This is a genomic window from Rhodococcus sp. WAY2, assembly GCF_009859915.1.
GTDB lineage: Bacteria > Actinomycetota > Actinomycetes > Mycobacteriales > Mycobacteriaceae > Rhodococcus_F > Rhodococcus_F oxybenzonivorans.
Genome location: NZ_CP046572.1, coordinates 6,318,430 through 6,339,668, shown reverse-complemented (window position 1 = coordinate 6,339,668; position 21,239 = coordinate 6,318,430). Strand labels below are relative to the sequence as shown.

Sequence of the window (21,239 nt, the reverse complement as noted above, 5' to 3'; positions counted from 1 at the left end):
TCAGCCGTTGGCCAGGAGCTTGGCCGCTGCGTCCAGTCCCTCTGTGGTTCCGACGGTAACCAGAAGGTCGCCTGACGTGAGCATGAAATCCGGCTTCGGCGACGGGTACACCTCGCCCGCCCGCATCACCGCGACGATCGAGACCCCGGTGCGGGTACGCATCGCCGTGTCCCCGAGCGGACGCCCGTCGAACCGGGAATCTTCCTTGATGTAGAGCTGCTTGGTGCGGATTCCGGGGAGGTCGCGGTGCTCCTCTTCCAATTGGGCCACCAGTTGCGGCGCACCCAGCAGATTACTGAGGACCGCCGCCTCCTCGGTACTCAACGGCAGGGACGCGGCGCACGCGTCGGGGTCGTCCTGTTTCGACACGATCAGGTCTGTGCGACCGTCACGATGGCTGACGACACCGATACGACGACCGGAGGCGAGTACGAAGTCTTTGCGTACGCCGATTCCGGGTAGAGGCGTCACTTCTACGTTCATGCCTCCACGGTAGTCCCGCGGGGCGACACGGCGGTGTCGGGCGCGCGAGAGGGTGTTCGGCGACCCGCGCGGCCTTTCGGTTCCGTCACATCAGAGCGGGAAACCGGCCGTCGGAGCCGGGACGGTAGTCCTCGACCGAGGTGACCGCAGCCAACGGCAGTGGCCCGTAGAGGTGGGGAAAGAGCATCGAGGACGGGTCGGTCGGCACACCGGGCTCCCAGAGCACCGGCGAGCCGAGAGCGGCCGGATCGAGCCACAGAATCACCAGATCCGAGCGCCCCGCGAAGAGCCGGTTGGCCGGCAGGTGCACCTGCGCCGGCGTCGACAGATGAATGAATCCGTCGGCGCCGAACGACTCCGGTACCCGTCGGCCGCTTCCGAGCGCCTCATTCCACTCGTCGCGGCTACAGATGTGCACGAGCGGCTGTTCCGAATTCACTCGGCGAGAATAGCGTTCCGACGCGGGAGGGCGAATCAGCTGTCAGCGAACTCATACCGCGAAGTCTGTTCATATTCGCCCTCGTCACGGGGTGTAGCGCAGGTTTCCGAGCTGTTTCGTGTGTGATGCAACACTGAGAAACGCCTACGGGAACAACGCGTAAACCGCAAACGTCTGACAGAGTAGATCCACCGCGCCACCCCGACGCGGCGGACCAAGGCCCCAGGCACTCGGCACCAGTCGAAAGCCAGTACGGAGGAGTCATGCCCGGAACACTGACCAGCCCCCCGTTGACCGCAGCCGACCGGTGCGACCGGTGCGGTGCGGGAGCCCGCGTTCGCGCGGTACTTCCGACCGGAGGAGAGTTGCTCTTCTGCGGTCACCACGCCAACGAGCACGCAGACCGTCTTCGCGAGATGAACGCCACGATCGTGTCCGAAGCCGAAGCTGCAATCTGATACGTCAGCCCGGGTGACCCGTCCCAGGCTCACCTCTTCAGACCGAGAGACCGGCGAGTGCCTGCACTCGCCGGTCTCTTCTGTGTCACCACTTTTGCACGAGCTACCACTGGCGCAGGGTGGCGATCCGATCGGTCAGCTGCTCGACGGTGGCAATGGCCGTCGGCGGTCCACCACAGACGCGGCGCAGTTCCCCGTGAATGGTGCCGTGGGGCTTGCCGGTCCTGTGGTGGTGCATGGCGACGAGACTGTTCAACTCGCGCCGGAGCTGGGCGAGCTGCCCCGCTGCTGCCACCCGCTCGGCGACCTGCGGGACCGGTGGCGGAACGACGGGCGGGGCCTCCGGCTTGCTGATCTGCTCCTGCTGGCGTTGACGAAGTAGCGCACGCATCTGCTCGGCGTCGAGCAGCCCCGGCAATCCCAGGTAATCCGCCTCCTCGTCCGACCCGGAGAAGGTCGCCGTCCCGAAGGACGAACCGTCGTAGATCACCTGATCGAGTTCCGCGTCGGCGCCGATCGAGGTGAACGCCTTCTCGTCCTCCCCGAGCTCGTCCTTCTGCTTGTTCGCGTCGGCGAGGAGGTCGTCGTCGAACCCTTCCTTCTCCCGATGCGGCTTACCCAGTACGTGATCTCGCTGCGCCTCGAGCTGGCTGGCAAGGTCGAGGAGAACCGGCACCGACGGAAGGAAGACGCTGGCGGTCTCACCCTTGCGCCGCGACCGCACGAACCGTCCGATCGCCTGCGCGAAATAAAGCGGGGTTGACGCACTGGTGGCGTAGACGCCGACGGCCAAGCGGGGAACGTCGACACCCTCGGACACCATGCGGACGGCGACCATCCATTTTTGGGTGCTTGCGCCGAATTCCGCGATCCGTTTGGAGGCCGTCGGGTCGTCCGAGAGCACGACGACCGGTTCTTCGCCGGTCACGGCCGTCAACGTCTGGGCATACGCGCGCGCAACCGTCTGATCGGTGGCGATGACGAGTCCGCCCGCGTCGGGCATGCCACCCGCACGTAGCTGTCCGAGCCGGGTGTCGGCGGCGTGCAGCACAGCCGGAATCCAGTCACCGGCAGGGTCGAGCGCGGTGCGCCAGGCACGCGCAGTCTGTTCCGCGCTGAGGGGCTCGCCCAGTCGAGCCGAGAATTCCTCGCCCGCGTTGTTCCGCCACCGGGCCTCACCGGAATATGCGAGGAACACCACCGGCCGGACGACTCCGTCGGCGAGCGCATCGGAATATCCGTACGAGTGATCGGCCTTCGACCGGAGAAGCCCTTCTCGGTCGGGTTCGTACGTGACGAAGGGAATCGCGCTGTCGTCGCTTCGAAAGGGCGTTCCGGTCAGCGCAAGGCGGCGCGTGGCATCACCGAACGCCTCACGGATCGCATCTCCCCAGCTCTTCGCGTCACCGCCGTGGTGGATCTCGTCGAGGATCACCAGCGTGCGCCGGCTCTCGGTGCGCACCCGGTGCTTGAACGGGTGGGAAGCCACCTGCGCGTAGGTGACCACCACACCCTGGTAATCACTCGAGGTCTGCCCGGTCGAGTTGGAGAAGTACGAGTCCAGGGCGATCCCGTTACGGGTTGCCGACTCGGCCCACTGGTGTTTGAGGTGTTCGGTGGGCGCGACCACCGTCACCTGGTCGACCGTGCGGTCTCGCAGCAGTTCCGACGCCACCCGTAGCGCGAACGTCGTCTTACCGGCACCCGGTGTTGCGACAGCGAGGAAATCGCGCGGACCGGTGGACAGGTATTTGGCCAGGGCACGACGCTGCCAAGCGCGCAGTGACCCCGCCGCCGGTCGAGCTGGTTCGGTCTGAGCGAGATATGCCTCGGTGCCCACTATCTGCGCCGCCCCGGGACCTACGGTCTCAGCACTCACTGACGGCCCTCCGCTGACATGGCACTGTTTGCTGCACTCCTCGTGTGTCCGTCCGACGTGTTCCGGTCCAGCCCCGCGGGCGCTGTCCGTCAAGGAGCCTAGCGCCCGAGTCCGACTCGAACCGCATTCGCGGCGCCCGGCAGCGGCAGATTCTTTGCGACACGAGGAAGGCAGCGGTGGGCAACCGGGCGTGTCGTCAGGGATGCTGGAGGAATCATGAGCGAAACGCGCGCGAAGGCGTCGGACAGGGGCGCCGCCCGACACCGGGCGCGGTGGCATCCGCTACGCCGGACGCTGAGCGTGATCACGCACACAGCGAGCCAGGCGTGGGCCGACTCGATCTTCGCCAAGGCGGCGACCGCGGCGTTCTGGCAGACGCTCTCGCTGCCCCCGCTCCTGCTGGGACTGCTCGGGATGCTCGGTTACGTGGGTGGATGGTTCGGGCCGGACACTGTCGACATCATCCAGTCCAAGATCATCACCTTCAGTGGAACCGTATTCAGCGACAGTGTGGTCGAGGAGATCATCCGCCCCACCGTCGGCGACGTGCTGCGTCAAGGTCGCCCGGAGATCGTCTCCCTGAGTTTCCTGCTGTCGCTGTGGGCCGGGTCGTCCGCGATCTCGACGTTCGTGGACTCGATCGTGGAGGCACACGGGCAGCAGGAGGCACGCCACCCCGTCTGGCAGCGGGTGTTCGCGTTGTTGCTCTACGTTGCTTTTCTCGTCCTCGCGGTGTTCACCCTGCCGCTGGTGGCGCTGGGACCTACCCTGGTCGGCCAGGTCCTGCCCGAGGCGTGGCGCACCATCGGAACGGAAATCGTGGACACGTTCTACTACCCGGGTGTCGGATTGCTCATGATCATCGGCCTGACCACCCTGTACAAGGTGGCGCTGCCGAAGTCGCTGCCCTGGCACCGCCTGCTCGGCGGCGCACTCGTGGCGGGAGTCTTCTTCCTGGGTGCCAGCACGGGCCTGCGGCGGTACCTGAGCTGGGCGACCGGTACCGGATACACGTACGGGGCGCTCGCCGCCCCGATCGCGTTCTTGCTCTTCACGTTCTTCCTCGGTTTCGCCGTGGTTCTGGGCGCCGAGTTCAACGCAACGATTCAGGAGTTCTGGCCGGCCCGCGCGACTCGCATCGATCAGATGCGGGACTGGATCGCCGCCCAAGCCGATAGCCCCTCGGCGGGTCCGGTGACCAACCTCACCCGCCGCATCGCCACGGGACCGATCAACATCATCGGCGACCGCAAACGGCCAGCCGGAAGACATGAGGCCTCCGACGGGGACGCCACACCGGACCGTCCCCGAGACGGCAGCCCGGAAGACGGCAGCCCTGAGAGCGCCGGCCCGGAAGACGGGGTCCTACGGGACAAAACCCCCGCGTCCCCCGGTCTGCGTGAACCGTCGACGCCTCAGTCGCCCTTGCGCAACCCCTCGTAGATCTTCTTGCAATCGGGGCAGACGGGTGATCCCGGCTTCGCGGACTTGGTGACCGGGAAGACCTCACCGCACAGCGCGACGACGTGCGTGCCCATCACAGCGCTCTCGGCGATCTTGTTCTTCTTCACGTAATGGAAAAACTTCGGGGTGTCGTCATCGGTCGACTCGTCAGTGGTGACGTCGGGCCGTTCCTTTGTTTGAGTGCTCACCCCTCAATAATGCCGCAACGGCCCGAGGATCCCACCCCCACGACCCATCGTGTGCATTTGCTCCCCGACAGTGGAACAGTGGAGGCATGGCCCGAAGTGCAGGGTTCGGCGCATCAGGCGAAGCCGGCTCACCGAACAACCCGGTTCTCATCACCGAAGCGGCGCGATCCATCGAGGATCAGCACCGCGCGCGTGTCCGCAAGTACCTGATCATCATGTCGTTCCGCTTCCCCGCACTCATTTTCTCGGCGGCGGCCTACGGCATCTGGGGCAACGCCTGGATCTCCATGGCGATCATCGGTCTGTCCATCCCGTTGCCGTGGATCGCAGTCCTCATCGCGAACGACCGGCCCCCGCGCACCAAGGACGAACCGAGTCGGTACGACCATCGAGACACGACCGCTCTGCCTGCCCCGCCGCACCGAACGATCGAAGGCTGACACCGGAGCGCGACCTGCAACAATGCACCGGTGAACCGCAACACGCTGCTGTCGATCTGCGCTCCCCTGCGAGAAGCTCTCCTTCGCAACCGGTATGACACCGACACCCTGCTCGACACACTGGGTCCGGACATCCATGCCGCACTGGGCCGCAACGAGCCCGTCCCGGTCCGGCGGGCAAGCGCGAGCTGCGGTGAACTCGGAACACTGATCCGGTTGTTCCTGCTCGGCGACGACTGCCCGACCGCCGAGGTCGCGGCAGCACTCCACCCGCTGACCGTCGAGACGGCGGTCGACGCGGGTCTCCTCGAGAGCGATGCCGGTGTCGTCCGCGCGGCACTGGACCTCCGGCCCATCGATACCGGCTCCGGGAATCGGTGGGTGCTCTCGGACCTCGACGGGTCGATGCGCCCCCGCGAGACTGCGGTCGATCACGTCATCGGGGTGGGCCACGCGTCTCTGTCCTTGTTGCAGGCCACCCCGGGTGCGCCCGTCGGATCTCTCCTCGACGTGGGAACGGGGTGTGGCGTCCAGGCCCTGCACGGAACGACCTATGCGCAGTCGGTCACCGCGACCGACCTGAACGTCAGGGCGGTGGATCTGGCAGCCGTCACGATGGCCCTCAACGAAGAGGAGGTCGAACTGCTGACCGGGTCGTGGTTCGAGCCGGTGGAGGGCCGCACTTTCGACCAGGTCGTCGCGAATCCGCCGTTCGTCGTCAGCCGAGCGACAGTGGGCCACACGTATCGCGATTCCGGCCTCGACCTCGACGGTGCGAGCCAACTGATGATCTCCCGGTCCCCCGACTACCTGGCTCCCGGCGGCACCGCCGCGCTCCTCGCGTCCTGGGTCCACGTGGCGGGAGAGGACTGGCGGAGCCGGGTGGCGTCATGGTTGCCCGCACACGGCATCGACGCGTGGGTGGTCCAGCGGGACGTGGCCGACCCCGCCCTCTACGTGGGCACCTGGATGCGCGACGGTGGACTGGACACGAAGGATCCCTCTGCCGCTGCGACGGCCGAGCAGTGGCTCGATCACCTCGAGAGCGCCGATGTCGAGGGAGTCGGATTCGGGTTCGTCTACCTGCGTCGGACCGACGCGCCCAGTGACCTCCTGGCCGAGGATCTCACGCACGGTTTCGACGATCCGCTGGGTGCGGAGGCGCTCGCCTACTTCGACCGGGTGGCGTGGTTGCGGGAGAACGACGTGCTCACGGCCCGCTTCCACGTGCAGGAGAGCACAGCGCTCGAGCGGGTCTTCCTCCCCGGTGAGGAGGGGTGGACTCAGGTGGTCGCACGACTGCATCGCGGGAACGGTCCCGCATGGCAGCACGAGATCGACGACCTGGTCGCCTCCCTCGTCGCGGGAATGCGGAGCGACGGTCTCGTTCTGGGAGAACTGATCGATCTCCTGGCTGCCGCGCACGACATGGTTGCCACCGACCTCGCCGAGTCGGCGATACCGCTCGTGCACTCTCTCGTGCGCCACGGTTTGGTGCTGCCGGTGTAGCCGCTGGGGTTCCGTGCGGTTCCCCTTATACGTGTTCTCAGCAACTTCTCAGGACCGAACGCACGAAGTCGCAGGTCAGAGCCCTCCTATCGAAAAGTGTCTGGGAACTTTCCGTGCCCGTCGGAGCGTTGTTCCCTATGAGACACCACCGATGAGGAGGCAAGTCATGACAAGCCCCAGCACCACTACTCGCATTCGCCCCAGCGCCGCCGATCTGGACGCCCAGAGCCCGGCTGCCGACCTGGTCCGCGTCTACTTGAACGGGATCGGCCGCACCGCTCTGCTGACTGCCGCAGACGAGGTGGAGCTGTCCAAGCGAATCGAGGCTGGGCTGTACGCCGCGCATGTTCTCGAGACCGGCAAGCGACTGTCCCCCGCGAAGAAGCGAGACCTTGCGACGATCGTCCGCGACGGACAGTCGGCCAGGGCGCATCTGCTCGAGGCGAACCTTCGCCTCGTCGTGTCGCTGGCCAAGCGCTACACGGGCCGCGGCATGCCCTTGCTCGACCTCATCCAGGAAGGCAACCTGGGCTTGATCCGGGCGATGGAGAAGTTCGACTATTCCAAGGGTTTCAAGTTCTCGACGTATGCCACGTGGTGGATCCGTCAGGCCATCACCCGGGGCATGGCCGATCAGAGCCGCACCATCCGGCTGCCAGTGCACCTCGTCGAGCAGGTGAATAAACTCGCCCGCATCAAGCGTGAGCTGCACCAGCAACTCGGTCGTGAGGCCACCGACGACGAACTGGCGGAGGAGTCGGGCATTCCGGCCCACAAGATCGCGGATCTCCTCGACCACAGCCGCGACCCGGTAAGCCTGGATATGCCGGTCGGCAACGACGAAGAGGCTCCTCTGGGCGACTTCATCGAGGATTCGGAAGCCACGTCGGCGGAGAACGCGGTCATCGCCGGTCTTCTGCACAGCGACGTTCGCAGCGTTCTGGCCACTCTCGACGAACGCGAGCAGCAGGTGATCCGCCTGCGGTACGGACTCGACGACGGTCAGCCGCGCACCCTCGATCAGATCGGCAAGCTCTTCGGGCTCTCACGCGAGCGGGTCCGCCAGATCGAGCGTGAAGTGATGGGCAAGCTTCGTCAGGGTGATCGCGCGGAGCGGCTGCGTTCCTACGCCAGCTGATTCTTCGCTCTGCACCGACTGATTTGTGTCTACCCGCTGCCGGTGCCGGTCTTCGAGACCGGCACCGGCAGCGTCGCATCTAACGGAGCCTGCGTGGCCCGAGGTCGGCGAAACTCGGTTCCGGACCGATGCGCACCCGCGAGTCGGTGACCTGAGCGCCCTCGGCGGACGCGAGTACGGGTTCGCAGGCCAGTTCCCGTACCTCGGGGAGGTCGTCGGCGAGCGCGGAGATCCGCTGGACCAGATCGACGAGCGCCGACTTGTTCACCGGCACCGCACTCCGGTACCCCGACAGCAGCGGTGCAGCCTTCGGCGCATCGATCAGTTCGGTAGCCGCGTCTTCGGTGAGCGGCAGCACTCGGTACGCGCGGTCCCCGAGGAGGTCGGAAATCACGCCGGCGAGCCCGAACGAGATGAGTGAGCCGAACGACGGGTCGTCCTGCACGCCGACCACGCAGCCGATTCCCTTCGTCGCCATTCGCTGCACGTGAAGGAGGGGTTCACCGGACGCCGCGGCCAGGTCTCGGTAGGCCAACCGAACGGAGTCGGGGCCGACGAGGTCTAGCCGTACACCCCCGAGGTCGGGACGGTGGCGCCACTGCTCACCGGTCGCTTTCACCGCCACCGGGTAGCCGAGTTCGTCGGCCGCGGCAACAGCTTCTTCCTCGGTGGTGGCCGAGCGGAACTCCACCACCTCGACTCCGTAACACGCGAGTAGTTGCGCCGCCTCGTAATCGGACAGCCACCGCCCCGACGACGTGGACAGCCAGGTGTCCACCATCTCTTTCGCCTTCTCGGGGTCGATCCCCGCGGGTCGCACAACCTTGGATGCGGGTTTGCTCTTCCACGCGGCATACCGCCAGGCGCGCGCAAGCGCCAGCGCGGCCCGTTCCGGTCCCGGATAGGACGGAACCGAGCCACGGGTGGGATGCCCGTCCTCGCCCCGCACCGCGAGGACGTCCGGGACGCCCTCCGCTGCGAGGAACGTGGTCAGAACCGGCTTGTCGGCATCGCGGACAGCTTCCTTCAGCGCCTGGGCGAACGGCTCGACCGGTATGGCAACGGGCGGAACGAAGACCGCGATGACCGCGTCGACGTCGGCCGAGGACAGCGCCGTGCGCACGGCACTGGCGAACTCGTCCGGCCCGGCCTGCGGTCCGAGGTCGACCGGGTCGCCGACGTGCAGGCCCTCACTGCGCGCCGCGTCAGCTGCCAGCACCCCCAAGGCGGTGGAATTTCCGACCACAGCGAGCCGCGGCCCCGCAGGCAGCGGTTGATATCCGAACAGGAGGGCGCAGTCGAACAACTGGGAAATCGACCCCACCTGCACGACACCGGCCTGCTCGAACAGTGCCCGCACGATCGAATCGTCCATTTCGACGCCCGTGGCCGCCAGGGCCGGGGGAACCGCGTGCCGGCCACTCTTCACCGCGACGATCGGCTTGTTGCGGGCGACGCGGCGAGCGATGCGCGAAAACTTCCGTGGGTTGCCGAAACTTTCGAGGTAGAGCAGGACCACCTCGGTAGCAGGATCGGAATCCCAATACTGCAGGAGATCGTTACCCGAGACGTCTGCCCGGTTGCCGGCCGAGACGAACGCAGACAAGCCGATTCGACTGCGGGCGGCCTCGTCGAGGATGGCGATTCCGAGCGCACCGGACTGGCAGAAGAATCCGACGTTGCCAGGGCTCGGGAGCACGGGCGCCAGCGTGGCGTTGAGGGACACCGCGGTGTCGTTGTTGGCCACTCCGAGTGCGTTGGGCCCGATGAGTCGCATCCCGTGCGCCCGCGCCGCGTGCACGAGACGCCTCTCGGACTGCTTTCCGTCGAGCCCGGTTTCGCTGAATCCGGACGAGACCACGACGAGCGCTTTGACGCCTTTGTCGAGGCAGTCGTCCAGAACTGCGCTGATCGACTCGGCAGGGACGGCGACCACGCCGAGATCCACCTCGTCGGGAATGTCGCGGACGGTCGGGTAGGCCCGCACACCCTGGACGGAACGATGCTCGGCATTGACCGGGTACACGGGGCCGGTGAACCCGGCCCGCAGCAGGTTGGTGAGCACGGCGTGCCCGACCTTGGCACTGTCGGTGGAGGCACCGATCACCGCAACCGACCGCGGACTGAGCACGTTCCGCATGCTGCGCGCCTCGGCCGCCCGCTCCCGGGAATTACGCACCGAGACCATGGCGTCGGTGGGGTCGATCGCGAACTCGAGTTTGAGCACTCCGCCCTCGTAGCTGCGACTGACCTGATAACCCGCTTCGCGGAACACCGTGACCATGTTGCGGTTCTCCGCGAGGACCTCGGCGACGAACATGGTCAGCCCGTTTTCTGCTGCTGCCCCGGCGAGATGCTCGAGGAGGATCGGCCCGAGTCCCCGCCCCTGGTGCGCGTCGGCGACGACGAATGCCACTTCCGCCGACTTGCCGTCCCCCTCACCGACGAGCCGTTCGTACCGCCCGACGGCGATGATCTCGTCGCCGAGCACCACCACGAACGCCACCCGATTCTTGTGGTCTACGGTGGTGAAGTGCACGATGTCGCGTTGGGACATGGTGGGGTACGGGCCGAAATAGCGTAGGTAGCGGGTACGTTCGGACAACTTCGCGTGAAACGCGACGAGCTTCTCGGCGTCCTCCGGCACGATCGGCCGCAGCGCCACCGCGCCGCCGTCCGCTGCCAGCACATCGACCACCCAGTGATGCGGGTAGTCGTGCGCCGAATCGGGAGCGCCGTCCGTCGATTCAGTCACGAGGATCCTCCGGGTCGAGGCCGAGTAGCGGGAAGCAGGCCCGGCGGGTGGCGATGACTGCGGAGTCGATGCGGGTCAGTGCGCGGTCGACCGAAGCGTTTCCTGTTTCGGGTGTGCCCCCCGGCCCATCCCAGGGCAGGTAGGCGACCTCGCCACCGTCACCCATCGTCTCGGGTAGATCGACACTGGGTGCGAGCGCGGACGCTTGCTCGCGCCACACCTCGGGTACTACGGTGCCCGTGTCGATCTCGCGGTCCAGGGCCGCGGCGATGAGGTGTGTCCACGACCGCGGAACCACCCGCACGAGCCCGTAGCCGCCGCCGCCCACAGCCAGCCAGCGACCCTCCGAGTACCGATCCGCAAGGTCACGCATCGCGAGGAACGCTGCACGCTGACCGTCGACCGTCAGTGACAGGTCGGCGAGCGGATCCTCCCGATGGCTGTCGACGCCACATTGGCTGATCACGATCTGCGGGCGGAACGCCGCGATCGCCCCCGGAACGATGGCGTGAAACCCTCTGAGCCACAGTGCATCCACCGTGCCCGGAAGAACCGGAAGGTTGATCGAGGTACCCTCCGCCGCCCCCTCGCCGACTTCGCTCGACCACCCGGTGTTGGGCCACAACGTCGCAGGATGCTGATGCAACGAAATGGTCAGTACACGTGGATCGCCGACAAAAGCGTGCTGGACACCGTCCCCGTGGTGCGCGTCCACGTCGATGTAGGCGATGCGGTCGAACCCGTTGTCCAGCAACCAGGAAATGGCGATGGCGACATCGTTGTACACACAGAAGCCGGACGCCCAGCCGGGCATCGCGTGGTGCATTCCCCCGCCGATGCTCACGGCCCTGCGAGTGCGCCCCGATGCGATTTCCTTGGCCGCAGCGAGAGAGCCGCCGGCGAGGATGGCGCTCGCCTCGTGCATCTGCGGAAACACCGGATTGTCCTCGGTACCGAGCCCGTACGGCGCGTCCGCGCCGAGCACGCCCGACGCTTGCGAGTGCCCGGCCTGCTTGACCGCCTCGACGTATCCGGGGGTGTGGATGCGCAGCAGATCTGCGTCGGCGGCCGCGTCGGGGCGAACGAACTCCACACCCTCGAGCGTTCCCAGCGCACGCGCGAGCGACATGGTGAGCTCGAGCCGAGTGGGATTCATCGGGTGGTCCGCACTCCACCGGTAGCTGAGATAGTCCGGACTCCACACGACTACACGGTTCGATACCACTGCAGCCGAATCCTCTCCGGAACTGAACGACGCGGTCATGAACTCACGCTACTGGTCCTCCGCAGACCGTGCGAGTAGACCCCTCCCGGGGCTCGGGGATCGTGCGAGCAGACCCCTCTCGAGGTTCACAGACCGCGCGAGCAGACCCCTCCCGCGGCCCGGGGACGGCGCGAACAGACCTTTCCGGGGCCCGGCCGGGCGCGCTCCGGGAGGGAGCGCGCCGGTGAGGGCCGATGACCGGTAGAATCGGCAAGGACGAAGGGGTGTGAGTGTGAAGGATCTGGTCGACACCACGGAGATGTACCTCCGGACGATCTACGACTTGGAAGAAGAGGGCGTCGTCCCACTTCGAGCACGGATTGCCGAACGACTGGAGCAGAGCGGCCCGACGGTGAGCCAGACCGTCGCCCGGATGGAACGCGACGGCCTTCTCCTGGTCGCCGGTGACCGCCATCTGGAACTGACGGAGAAGGGGCGCGAACTTGCGGTGTCGGTCATGCGCAAGCACCGACTGGCGGAGCGCCTTCTGGTCGACATCATCGGCCTGAAGTGGGAAGAGGTCCATGCCGAGGCGTGCCGCTGGGAGCACGTCATGAGCGAAGAGGTCGAACGGCGGCTCGTGGAGGTGCTCAACAACCCCACCACGTCGCCGTACGGAAATCCGATTCCCGGACTCGCCCTGCTCGGTCTCGAACGCCCGGTGGACGCGCCGGAGACACTCATCCGTCTCACGGACGTTCCTCCCGGTAAGCCGACAGCTGTGGTCGTGCGGCGCCTCGCCGAGCACGTTCAGTCGGATCCCGATGTCATCGGTCAACTGCGTGAGGCAGGCGTGGTTCCGGACGCCCGCGTGACGGTCGAGACCAAACCGGGATCGGTGACGATCACCGTGCCCGGTCACAGCGGGTTCGACCTTTCCGAAGAGATGGCGCACGCCGTCCAGGTGAAGGTCCAGGGATAGTCGATGAAACTTCTCGTCACCGGCGGCGCCGGTTATGTCGGCAGTGTGTGCAGCACCGTGTTGCTCGAGCGGGGACACGAGGTCGTCATCATCGACGACCTGTCCACGGGCAATGCCGACGCGGTGCCGCTCGGTGCCGAGTTCATCGAAGGTGATGTCGCCGAGGTCGCCGTGGATGTCCTCGGGACCAGCGGAACTCCCCGGTTCGACGGTGTGCTGCACTTCGCGGCGCAGTCGCTCGTCGGAGAGTCCGTGGAGTACCCGGAGAAATATTGGCGCGGCAACGTCGTCACCACTCTCGAACTCCTCGAAGCCATGCGACATTCGGGAACGCGGCGGCTCGTCTTCTCCTCGACGGCCGCCACGTACGGTGAGCCGGAGCATTCGCCGATCACCGAAGCGGATCCGACCCGTCCCACGAATCCGTACGGAGCCACCAAACTCGCCATCGACCACGCCATCACGTCCTACGCAGTGGCACATTCGTTCGCGGCGACGAGCCTGCGCTATTTCAACGTGGCGGGCGCGTACAAGTCGGTCGGCGAAAACCGGGTCGTGGAAACGCATTTGATCCCTCTTGTGCTTCAGGTCGCGCTCGGCCAACGCGAGAAGATTTCGATGTTCGGAACCGACTGGCCCACGCCCGACGGGACGGCGGTGCGCGACTACATTCACGTTCTGGATCTGGCCGAGGCGCATCTGCTCGCGCTCGAGTCGTCCATCGAGGGCCGTCACAGAATCTACAACCTCGGCAGCGGTGCGGGATTCAGTGTTCGCGAGGTGATCTCGGCATGTGCCCGGGTCACCGGACTGCCCATCCCGGTGGAGGACGCGCCGCGCCGAGCCGGCGACCCAGCGATTCTCGTCGCGTCCAGTGACCGCGCCATCGCGGAACTCGGATGGCGGCCGGAACACACCGATCTCGATGAGATCGTCGCCGACGCGTGGTCCTATCTGCAACAACTCGGCGACAGGTCCCACGCGGCGCGGCGATGATGCTGTTCTCAGGTGTCGATCGGCGGCGGCAGGGTGACGCCGATCTTCCGCGCTGAGTCGTAGCCGAGACCGGCCAGTTCGCGAACCGCGGCCGGCCGAAGTCCCGATTGCAAGGCGTTGTCCAGGAGCGCGGCCAATGCATGATCGGGATCGGATTCCAGTGCCGCGCAGAAGGCAACACCGGCCAGTGGTCCGTCGCCGCGTACGTACGCGCTGTACCCGAGAAGGGCTGCTGCGGTGGCCCGTTCGGGATCGGGAAGATGACGTGCCAGCAGAATCCACAGCTGTTCGGCGTCGTCGGCATATGCGCTGACGGCGAGTGCGAGAAGACTGTCGCGAACCACCAGATTGTCCAGTGCCAGGGCCAGCTCGACATACTCGTGCGCGGCCACTCCCTGCCCCGAATGCAACCGCGCGATGTGGGCCAGCACGAATTCCAATTCGCGACGATCACCTAGTCTGTCGGTGCGTCCCGCGAATTGGCCTCTCGGCGCGGCCGATTCGCGAACATCGTCGAGGAGTTCGGCGATGCGGACCCGCTCGCCGGCCGGACCTGCCTCTACGGTCGCTTCCAGATCCTCACGGGACGACCGGATTGCCCGGCCACTGACGACCTGCGCCACGGCGACATGAGAGGCCGCCGGATCCGATTGCACACCGTATCGTCCCCCACCCAGCAGTCCGAACCACCGGTTGCCGGCGCCGATGTCGGCGGTCACGAAGACATCGAGCAGTTCGGTGGACGTCCGATCCAGGAGGTCCTCGAATTCCGACACGATACTTGCCACTTCGGCCCGTGACGTGTCCGTAGGCTCCGCGAATCGGTCGTCGACGAGGACGACCAGCACGCCCGTGGCTTGTTCACGCTCGCATACCACAGCGAATTGGTCCACGGCCGCGTACATGGGTGCAGTCGGCGTATCACCGCCTCCGAGCACGAGATCGTGCCTCATCACGGCCCCGACCGTCGAATCATCCGTCAAACACACGGCCACAATGGACCGTTCCGGACGGAATCCGAGGAGCGCGGGGATCGCGGCGAGGAGATCACCGGGATCGCACAGGCGGAGTTGCTCGGGTGGCAAGAAGTGTCGGCCGGTGGGGTCGGAACCGGACCTGTGTGGAAACGCGGACGTCGTCATGCACTTGACTCTGAACGCGCACCGGAGCCCCTGAATTCACCGACCAGCGACAATGGGTCGGGCTGTGGATGAGCGGCAGGTTGTGGACAAACGGGCAGCCGAGCCGGGCGAATGCGCTGTGGATCCGCGCAGGGTGTCAGAGCCGTGTGCTATCTGCCGCGCTCAGCCTGACCGAACCTTCTGCACCGCTTTCGTGAACACGTCGTCGAGCGCCGAGGTGTCCGCCGTGGCGTGTCCGAAGGACATGAACGTTGCCGACACACGGACATCTCCTACCTGCGCGATCAACGTGAGCATCGACTGCGTGACCTTGTCGCCGTCACTGCCGGATCGAACCGTGCGGCGCAGGGCCAGCGTGTCGTCCGCTCGAATCGGCGGGGCAGGCATGATGTCGGTGGCGACGGTCGATTCGGCACCGCTGGCCGCTACGGTCATCTCACCGCAATTCGCCGTCTGCTGCTCGAGTTCGTCGAGCGGTGTGTCTGTCTTGGCGAGCTCCACCGTGATCGTCGACCGGCTCGCGTTGTCGGTGCCCACGGCCATCACCGTTCCGGTCGGCCCGTAGTCCTGGGTCGGCGGAGCACACTCCGACGGGTCGACGACGGCGTCCTGGGGAACACCCGTGAGATCCGGTGCTGCCATCGACACAGCGTGCGGCGGCAGCACGATCGCCTGATATTGGGACGGGAAGTCGGACGGCTCCAACAACAGTGCCGACAAACCCTTGCCGGAGGGCACCCCGGCCGCGATGCTGCTGGAGGGTTGAGCCACACCCGGGACCTCGGACGCGCACGACGCGAGCGCCCCGGCTACCGCGGCAAGCACAGCGACAGGAACGAGGACCGCGCTTCGACTCGTCGTACGCCGCGAACTCACCGTCGACCTCCCGTACCGCTGCTGGCGGCTCGTCAACCGAGCCTTTTCAGCCACTCTGCCAGAAGCCCGCAGTGCCCTCGGGGAGGCAGAGCGCTCAATCTCGCGCAGCCATGGGCCCGCGGATTCGGCACCTCGGTATTCGCGTCCACGCCTTTTTCCGAGAGGAGCTGCCATTGTCCTGGGCGTATCGTGAAAAGATGAAGACCAAATCGGTTCAATACGAGCTCGCCCGGCGATTGGCCGAGCGGGATCAACTGAACGTCGACATCCTCGAACTCGAGGGTCGGCTCGCACGAGCACAGCGCCGACTTCACGAGTTGTCCACCGAAATCGCTTCGCTGGGGCACGTCGAACACTGAGTGCCGCCCATCCGCCCAGGAGCGCGGATGCCGATCGCGGCGACCTGCCCACACCACGCTGGGCATGGGATCTCGCTGTGGGCGAACACGGAAACGGGGTACACGGGAATTATCCGTTGCCTTCGAGGCGTTCCCCCGAAGCAGACCTCCGCGAAGAATGTCCGACGTATCGATGCCGGAGACGATAGGGGACACTGGAGGTCACGCACGAAGGAGATGAGGTCTGTGATGGACGAACAGTCGAAGATGTACGAGCTCGAGTTTCCCGCGCCGCAACTGTCCTCCGCGGACGGGCAGGGACCGGTGCTGATCCACGGACTCGAAGGTTTCTCCGACGCGGGCCACGCCGTCAAACTCGCCACGACGCACCTCCGGGAGAGCCTCGAGAGCGAATTGGTCGCCTCCTTCGCGGTGGACGAACTGGTCGACTATCGCTCACGTCGCCCGACCATGACTTTCAAGTCCGACCACTTCTCAGACTACGACCAGCCGGAACTGAATCTGTATGCCCTGAAGGACACCGCGGGGACCCCCTTCCTTCTGTTGGCCGGAATGGAGCCCGACCTGCGGTGGGAACGCTTCACCACGGCGGTGCGCCTGCTGGCGGAACAACTCGGTGTCCGGCGCACGGTGGGTATCAATGCGATCCCGATGGCGATTCCGCATACTCGGCCGCTGGGAGTGACTGCTCATTCGACCAACAAGGAATTGATCAAGGACCACCAGCGCTGGGCAGGCGAACTTCAGGTACCCGGCAGCGCGTCGTCGTTGATCGAGTTACGGATGGCGCAGCACGGTCACGAATCGATCGGGTTTTCCGTTCACGTTCCGCACTACCTTGCGCAGACCGACTACCCGGGGGCGGCGGAAACCCTCCTGGAGAATGTTAGTGGGGTCACAGATCTTCAGCTGCCCCTCAACGCGCTCGGGGAGGCAGCCGCACGGGTGAAGGAACAGGTCGACGAGCACATCGCGGGTAACGAAGAGGTCCAAACCGTGGTTCATGCCCTCGAGCGTCAGTACGATGCCTACGTAACGGCTCAGGAGCAGCAGTCGAGCCTCCTGGCCAGCGAGGAAGACCTTCCGAGCGGCGACGAATTGGGGGCCGAATTCGAGCGTTTCCTTGCCGAGCAAGCGCAGCAGGACGGCCATGGAGAGCGCTCCGATGGCGATTCCGGAACAGCGGGCGGGGCCTGACGAAGGGACGGCTGTGCGGCCGCCACCTGGTGGCTGTGCGACCGCCCTGATCAGTTGTTCACCGGACGCCCGTGCAATAGCGTCGAACCGAAGCGGATGATTGAGAGGTCAACATTCGGGAAGTTCACCTAGTTCAGGAGGCGACATGAGCGACACTCGCATTCGTAAGCTCAGGCCTGTTCCCGACGCCGAGACCCGCATGATGTTTCGCACCATCCACGGATACCGTCGCGCGTTCCGCATGGCCGGTGAGGGCCCAGCCCTCCTACTGATCCATGGAATCGGGGACAACTCCTCCACCTGGACCGAGATCATCCCGCATCTGGCCCGCAACTACACAGTCATCGCACCGGACCTTCTCGGTCACGGACGCTCCGACAAGCCCCGCGCCGACTACTCCGTGGCGGCCTACGCCAACGGCATGCGCGATTTGCTCTCGACCCTCGGCATCGACAACGTCACCGTCATCGGGCACTCACTCGGTGGCGGAGTAGCCATGCAGTTCGCCTACCAGTTCCCGCAGATGGTCGACCGATTGGTCCTGGTCTCTGCCGGCGGCGTCACCAAGGACGTCCATCCTCTGCTCCGCCTCGCTTCGGTCCCGATCCTGAACGAGGCACTCAAACTGCTGCGCATTCCCGGGGCAATGCCGACGGTCCGGCTGCTCGGCAATGCGATCGGCCAGCTCAACGGAACCAGGCTCCGCCCCGGCGCGATCCTGCACGACACCCCGGACCTCGTCCGCGTACTCGCCGAGCTCTACGACCCCACGGCGTACGAGGCATACCTACGCACGCTGCGCGCGGTCGTCGACTGGCGCGGTCAGGTGGTTACCATGCTCGACCGGTGTTACCTGACCGAGAACCTCCCGGTGCAACTCATCTGGGGCGACCAGGATGCGGTCATCCCGGTCGCTCACGCCCACCTCGCTCATGCCGCCATGCCGGGTTCACACCTCGAGATCTTCCGTGGTGCCGGTCACTTCCCGTTCCGGGACGACCCGATGCGCTTTCTGCGCACCATCGAGAAGTTCCTCGCCGGCACTCGTCCGCTGGCATTCGACGAGGCCAGATGGCGGCAGATGTTGATTTCCGGTGTCGGCGAGGGAACGATCACCGGCAGTGCGTCCACCCGAATGGCTGTTCTCGACGCCATGGGTTCCGACGAACGCAGCGCGACATAGGCGCGAGAGCGGCGCACTGCTGTACGGCTAGCCTGTAGCAGTGCTTCTTCCCGACCTTCTCCCCGAAGACGCGGATCCTGATTCCGTTTTCGACGCCTTCACCTCATGGACCGAAGATCGAGGTCTGCGGCTCTATCCCGCCCAAGAAGAGTCGATCATGGAGCTCGTCTCCGGCGCCAATGTGATCCTGGCGACGCCCACCGGATCCGGCAAGTCGATGGTCGCGGTCGGTGCGCACTTCTTCGCCATGGCCACCGGGAAGCGCACCTTCTACACCGCCCCCATCAAGGCCCTGGTGAGCGAGAAGTTCTTCGCGCTCTGTGAGGTGTTCGGCGCGGAGAATGTCGGAATGATGACCGGTGACGCCGCCGTCAACTCCCGGGCGCCCATCATCTGCGCGACCGCAGAAATCGTCGCGAATCTCGCGCTACGTGAGGGACCCGACTCCGACATCGGGCAAGTCGTGATGGACGAGTTCCATTTCTATTCCGAGCCGGATCGCGGCTGGGCGTGGCAGGTGCCCCTCATCGAACTGCCCCACGCCCAGTTCCTGTTGATGTCGGCCACCTTGGGTGAGGTCGAGTTCTTCTCCACCGATCTCACGAGGCGCACGGGCAGGCCCACCACCGTCGTCGCCGGTACCGAGCGACCCGTCCCGCTGATGTTCTCGTATGCGACCACCCCGGTGAGCGAGACCATCGAAGAACTGGTGACCACCAATCAGGCTCCGGTATACGTCGTGCACTTCACCCAGGCCGCGGCGCTCGAACGTGCTCAGGCGCTGACCAGTGTGAACTTCTGCTCCCGCGCCGAAAAAGATGCCATCGCCGAGGCACTGGGCGGCTTCCGATTCACCACCGGCTTCGGCAAGACCCTCTCCCGCCTCGTGCGGCACGGTATCGGTGTGCACCATGCGGGGATGCTGCCCAAGTACCGCAGGTTGATCGAGAAGCTGGCCCAGGACGGACTGCTCAAAGTGATCTGTGGCACCGACACACTGGGGGTGGGCATCAACGTGCCCATCCGCACCGTGCTCCTCACCGGTCTGACCAAGTTCGATGGCAGCCGCACGCGTCACCTGCGTGCGCGCGAATTCCATCAGATCGCAGGACGTGCCGGCCGCGCCGGGTACGACACCCTCGGCACCGTCGTGGTCCAGGCCCCCGAGCACGAGGTCGAGAACCTGCGGGCCCTGGCCAAAGCCGGTGACGACCCGAAGAAACGTAGGAAGGTCCAGCGTAAGAAGGCGCCGGACGGATTCGTCTCGTGGAGCGAGGCCACGTTCGACCGCCTCGTCGCAGCCTCCCCCGAGCCGTTGATCTCACGGTTCTCGGTGTCGAACTCCATGCTGCTCAATGTCATCGCGCGACCCGGCAATTGTTTCGCCTCGATGCGGCATCTCCTCGAGGACAACCACGAGTCGCGGCCCGCGCAGCGTAAGCACATCTTGAAGGCACTGTCGCTGTATCGCGGGTTGATCGACGCCGGCATCGTGCAGCGGCTGGACGAGCCTGATGCCGATGGGCGGATGGCCCGCCTCACGATGGAACTGCAACGGGACTTCGCTCTCAACCAACCGTTGTCGACATTCGCGCTCGCGGCGCTGGAACTACTCGACGCGGAGTCGGAATCCTATGCGCTCGACGTTGTCTCGGTCATCGAGTCGACCCTCGACGACCCGCGGCAGGTACTCATGGCGCAGCAGCATGCCGCCCGCGGCGAGGCTGTGGCGCAGATGAAGGCGGACGGAATCGAGTACGACGAGCGCATGGAACTCCTCGAGGAGGTCACGTGGCCGAAGCCGTTGTCCGATGTACTGTTCCCGGCGTTCGAGATGTATCGCGGTGGGCATCCGTGGATTTCGGAGTTTGCGCTGTCACCCAAGTCGGTGGTCCGCGACATGGTCGAGCGGGCAATGACCTTCGCTGAGCTCGTCAGCCACTACGGACTGGCACGGTCCGAGGGACTGGTCCTGCGCTACCTCGCCGACGCCTATCGCGCCTTGCGGCAGACGGTTCCGACGGAAGCTCGGACGGAAGAACTCGACGATCTCATCGAGTGGCTGGGTGAACTCATCCGCCAGGTGGATTCCAGCCTGCTCGACGAGTGGGAATCACTTACCGATCCGGGCGCGGAAGGTGACGTTCAGCAGGTCGCGTTCGGCGCCGACGTCCCACGACCCATTTCTGCCAACGAACGTGCCTTCCGGGTGATGGTGCGCAATGCGATGTTCCGGCGCATCGAGCTGGCGTCACGGCGACGGTGGTCCGAGCTCGAGGCGCTCGGCGACGGCATCGACGCGTACGAGTGGGAAGAACAGCTCCTTCCCTACTTCGACGAGTACTCCACCGTGGGCACCGGCCCCTCCGCGCGTGGACCCCAGCTTTTCCAGGTGGAGGTGGCCCCCGAGTTCTGGCGCGTGCGTCAGGTCCTCGAGGACCCGCAGGGCGATCACGGCTGGGCCTTGACCGCCGTCGTCGATCTCCCCGAGTCCGATGCCGCCGGAGAAGTGGTGTTCGACGAACTCAGCATCGTCGAGGGCTAGCG

Annotated in this window: 19 protein-coding genes; 11 read left to right on the top strand and 8 right to left on the bottom strand. The window is 65.8% G+C overall.

All coding sequences use genetic code 11. The features are described from left to right. Together GFS60_RS28585 and GFS60_RS28580 are read right to left on the bottom strand one after the other, a co-directional pair. Complete coding sequence (locus GFS60_RS28585; RefSeq protein ID WP_109330669.1) at positions 1 to 483, bottom strand: cation:proton antiporter regulatory subunit; 483 nt, start codon at positions 481 to 483, stop codon at positions 1 to 3. 85 nt (positions 484 to 568) lie between these two features. Then, complete coding sequence (locus tag GFS60_RS28580) at positions 569 to 922, bottom strand: DUF952 domain-containing protein (protein WP_159926369.1); 354 nt, start codon at positions 920 to 922, stop codon at positions 569 to 571. A gap of 263 nt (positions 923 to 1,185) precedes the next feature. Between GFS60_RS28580 and GFS60_RS28575 the strand changes: the two genes are divergently transcribed. Then, entirely contained in the window at positions 1,186 to 1,380 is a 195-nt protein-coding gene (locus GFS60_RS28575; RefSeq protein WP_005240831.1) for a DUF7455 domain-containing protein, read from the top strand. Between the two features lie 103 nt (positions 1,381 to 1,483). Here the strand turns inward: GFS60_RS28575 and GFS60_RS28570 are convergent, their stop codons facing one another. Further along, positions 1,484 to 3,259: a DEAD/DEAH box helicase gene (locus tag GFS60_RS28570; protein ID WP_374432495.1), complete on the bottom strand. Its 1,776-nt coding sequence runs from the start codon at positions 3,257 to 3,259 to the stop codon at positions 1,484 to 1,486. 216 nt (positions 3,260 to 3,475) lie between these two features. Here GFS60_RS28570 and GFS60_RS28565 point away from each other — a divergent pair, with 216 nt between their 5' ends. After that, entirely contained in the window at positions 3,476 to 4,702 is a 1,227-nt protein-coding gene (locus GFS60_RS28565) for a YihY/virulence factor BrkB family protein (RefSeq protein WP_159926368.1), read from the top strand. Here GFS60_RS28565 and GFS60_RS28560 read toward each other — a convergent pair. Continuing rightward, positions 4,675 to 4,911, bottom strand: a complete 237-nt coding sequence (locus tag GFS60_RS28560) for a DUF3039 domain-containing protein (protein WP_005240826.1) — start codon at positions 4,909 to 4,911, stop codon at positions 4,675 to 4,677. The two genes, GFS60_RS28565 and GFS60_RS28560, sit on opposite strands and share 28 nt — an antisense overlap. Positions 4,912 to 4,997: 86 nt before the next feature. Here GFS60_RS28560 and GFS60_RS28555 point away from each other — a divergent pair, with 86 nt between their 5' ends. The 3 genes from GFS60_RS28555 to GFS60_RS28545 all read left to right on the top strand — a co-directional run bounded on the left by GFS60_RS28555 (position 4,998) and on the right by GFS60_RS28545 (position 7,998). Then, positions 4,998 to 5,351 carry a DUF3099 domain-containing protein gene (locus GFS60_RS28555; protein ID WP_109330675.1) on the top strand — a complete coding sequence of 118 codons (354 nt, stop codon included), beginning with the start codon at positions 4,998 to 5,000 and terminating at the stop codon, positions 5,349 to 5,351. A 30-nt stretch (positions 5,352 to 5,381) separates the two neighbouring features. Then, positions 5,382 to 6,860 carry a DUF7782 domain-containing protein gene (locus GFS60_RS28550; protein WP_159926367.1) on the top strand — a complete coding sequence of 493 codons (1,479 nt, stop codon included), beginning with the start codon at positions 5,382 to 5,384 and terminating at the stop codon, positions 6,858 to 6,860. Between the two features lie 166 nt (positions 6,861 to 7,026). Next, the gene (locus tag GFS60_RS28545; RefSeq protein ID WP_109330679.1) at positions 7,027 to 7,998 is read left to right on the top strand and encodes a sigma-70 family RNA polymerase sigma factor; all 972 of its coding nucleotides are present in this window, start codon (positions 7,027 to 7,029) and stop codon (positions 7,996 to 7,998) included. A 79-nt stretch (positions 7,999 to 8,077) separates the two neighbouring features. Here the strand turns inward: GFS60_RS28545 and GFS60_RS28540 are convergent, their stop codons facing one another. Together GFS60_RS28540 and GFS60_RS28535 are read right to left on the bottom strand one after the other, a co-directional pair. Further along, a complete protein-coding gene (locus GFS60_RS28540; protein WP_159926366.1) occupies positions 8,078 to 10,753 on the bottom strand; it encodes a bifunctional acetate--CoA ligase family protein/GNAT family N-acetyltransferase in 2,676 nt (891 codons plus the stop codon). Next, a complete protein-coding gene (locus tag GFS60_RS28535; RefSeq protein ID WP_159926365.1) occupies positions 10,746 to 12,017 on the bottom strand; it encodes an acetoin utilization protein AcuC in 1,272 nt (423 codons plus the stop codon). The genes GFS60_RS28540 and GFS60_RS28535 overlap by 8 nt, the downstream gene beginning before the upstream one ends. A 232-nt stretch (positions 12,018 to 12,249) precedes the next feature. On the opposite strand from GFS60_RS28535, the gene GFS60_RS28530 reads away from it, so the two are divergent. Beyond that, positions 12,250 to 12,939, top strand: coding sequence for a metal-dependent transcriptional regulator (locus GFS60_RS28530; RefSeq protein WP_109335161.1), 690 nt, complete (start codon positions 12,250 to 12,252; stop codon positions 12,937 to 12,939). A 3-nt stretch (positions 12,940 to 12,942) separates the two neighbouring features. Further along, positions 12,943 to 13,935: a UDP-glucose 4-epimerase GalE gene (gene galE, locus GFS60_RS28525; RefSeq protein ID WP_159926364.1), complete on the top strand. Its 993-nt coding sequence runs from the start codon at positions 12,943 to 12,945 to the stop codon at positions 13,933 to 13,935. Between the two features lie 8 nt (positions 13,936 to 13,943). Here the strand turns inward: galE and GFS60_RS28520 are convergent, their stop codons facing one another. Together GFS60_RS28520 and GFS60_RS28515 are read right to left on the bottom strand one after the other, a co-directional pair. Then, complete coding sequence (locus GFS60_RS28520) at positions 13,944 to 15,077, bottom strand: DUF4192 domain-containing protein (RefSeq protein ID WP_159926362.1); 1,134 nt, start codon at positions 15,075 to 15,077, stop codon at positions 13,944 to 13,946. 162 nt (positions 15,078 to 15,239) lie between these two features. Next, on the bottom strand, positions 15,240 to 15,953 hold the full coding sequence (locus GFS60_RS28515; RefSeq protein WP_236603307.1) for a DUF5642 family protein: 714 nt from the start codon (positions 15,951 to 15,953) through the stop codon (positions 15,240 to 15,242). Positions 15,954 to 16,150: 197 nt separating this feature from the next. Between GFS60_RS28515 and GFS60_RS28510 the strand changes: the two genes are divergently transcribed. The 4 genes from GFS60_RS28510 (at position 16,151) to GFS60_RS28495 (ending at position 21,237) form a co-directional block, all read left to right on the top strand. Continuing rightward, positions 16,151 to 16,312: a hypothetical protein gene (locus tag GFS60_RS28510; protein ID WP_159926358.1), complete on the top strand. Its 162-nt coding sequence runs from the start codon at positions 16,151 to 16,153 to the stop codon at positions 16,310 to 16,312. Between the two features lie 228 nt (positions 16,313 to 16,540). Then, complete coding sequence (locus GFS60_RS28505; RefSeq protein ID WP_159926356.1) at positions 16,541 to 17,509, top strand: proteasome assembly chaperone family protein; 969 nt, start codon at positions 16,541 to 16,543, stop codon at positions 17,507 to 17,509. Between the two features lie 145 nt (positions 17,510 to 17,654). Beyond that, on the top strand, positions 17,655 to 18,692 hold the full coding sequence (locus tag GFS60_RS28500) for an alpha/beta fold hydrolase (RefSeq protein ID WP_109330693.1): 1,038 nt from the start codon (positions 17,655 to 17,657) through the stop codon (positions 18,690 to 18,692). A 40-nt stretch (positions 18,693 to 18,732) separates the two neighbouring features. Next, positions 18,733 to 21,237 (top strand): DEAD/DEAH box helicase, encoded by a 2,505-nt coding sequence (locus GFS60_RS28495; protein ID WP_159926354.1) that lies wholly within the window; start codon positions 18,733 to 18,735, stop codon positions 21,235 to 21,237. Positions 21,238 to 21,239: the final 2 nt, after the last annotated feature.

Coding starts and splice junctions, on each gene's coding strand:
- GFS60_RS28585 (WP_109330669.1), bottom strand. CDS start 483: ATGAACGTAGAAGTGACGCCTCTACCCGGAATCGGCGTACGCAAAGAC.
- GFS60_RS28575 (WP_005240831.1), top strand. CDS start 1,186: ATGCCCGGAACACTGACCAGCCCCCCGTTGACCGCAGCCGACCGGTGC.
- GFS60_RS28565 (WP_159926368.1), top strand. CDS start 3,476: ATGAGCGAAACGCGCGCGAAGGCGTCGGACAGGGGCGCCGCCCGACAC.
- GFS60_RS28555 (WP_109330675.1), top strand. CDS start 4,998: ATGGCCCGAAGTGCAGGGTTCGGCGCATCAGGCGAAGCCGGCTCACCG.
- GFS60_RS28545 (WP_109330679.1), top strand. CDS start 7,027: ATGACAAGCCCCAGCACCACTACTCGCATTCGCCCCAGCGCCGCCGAT.
- GFS60_RS28535 (WP_159926365.1), bottom strand. CDS start 12,017: ATGACCGCGTCGTTCAGTTCCGGAGAGGATTCGGCTGCAGTGGTATCG.
- galE (WP_159926364.1), top strand. CDS start 12,943: ATGAAACTTCTCGTCACCGGCGGCGCCGGTTATGTCGGCAGTGTGTGC.
- GFS60_RS28520 (WP_159926362.1), bottom strand. CDS start 15,077: ATGACGACGTCCGCGTTTCCACACAGGTCCGGTTCCGACCCCACCGGC.
- GFS60_RS28510 (WP_159926358.1), top strand. CDS start 16,151: ATGAAGACCAAATCGGTTCAATACGAGCTCGCCCGGCGATTGGCCGAG.
- GFS60_RS28505 (WP_159926356.1), top strand. CDS start 16,541: ATGGACGAACAGTCGAAGATGTACGAGCTCGAGTTTCCCGCGCCGCAA.
- GFS60_RS28500 (WP_109330693.1), top strand. CDS start 17,655: ATGAGCGACACTCGCATTCGTAAGCTCAGGCCTGTTCCCGACGCCGAG.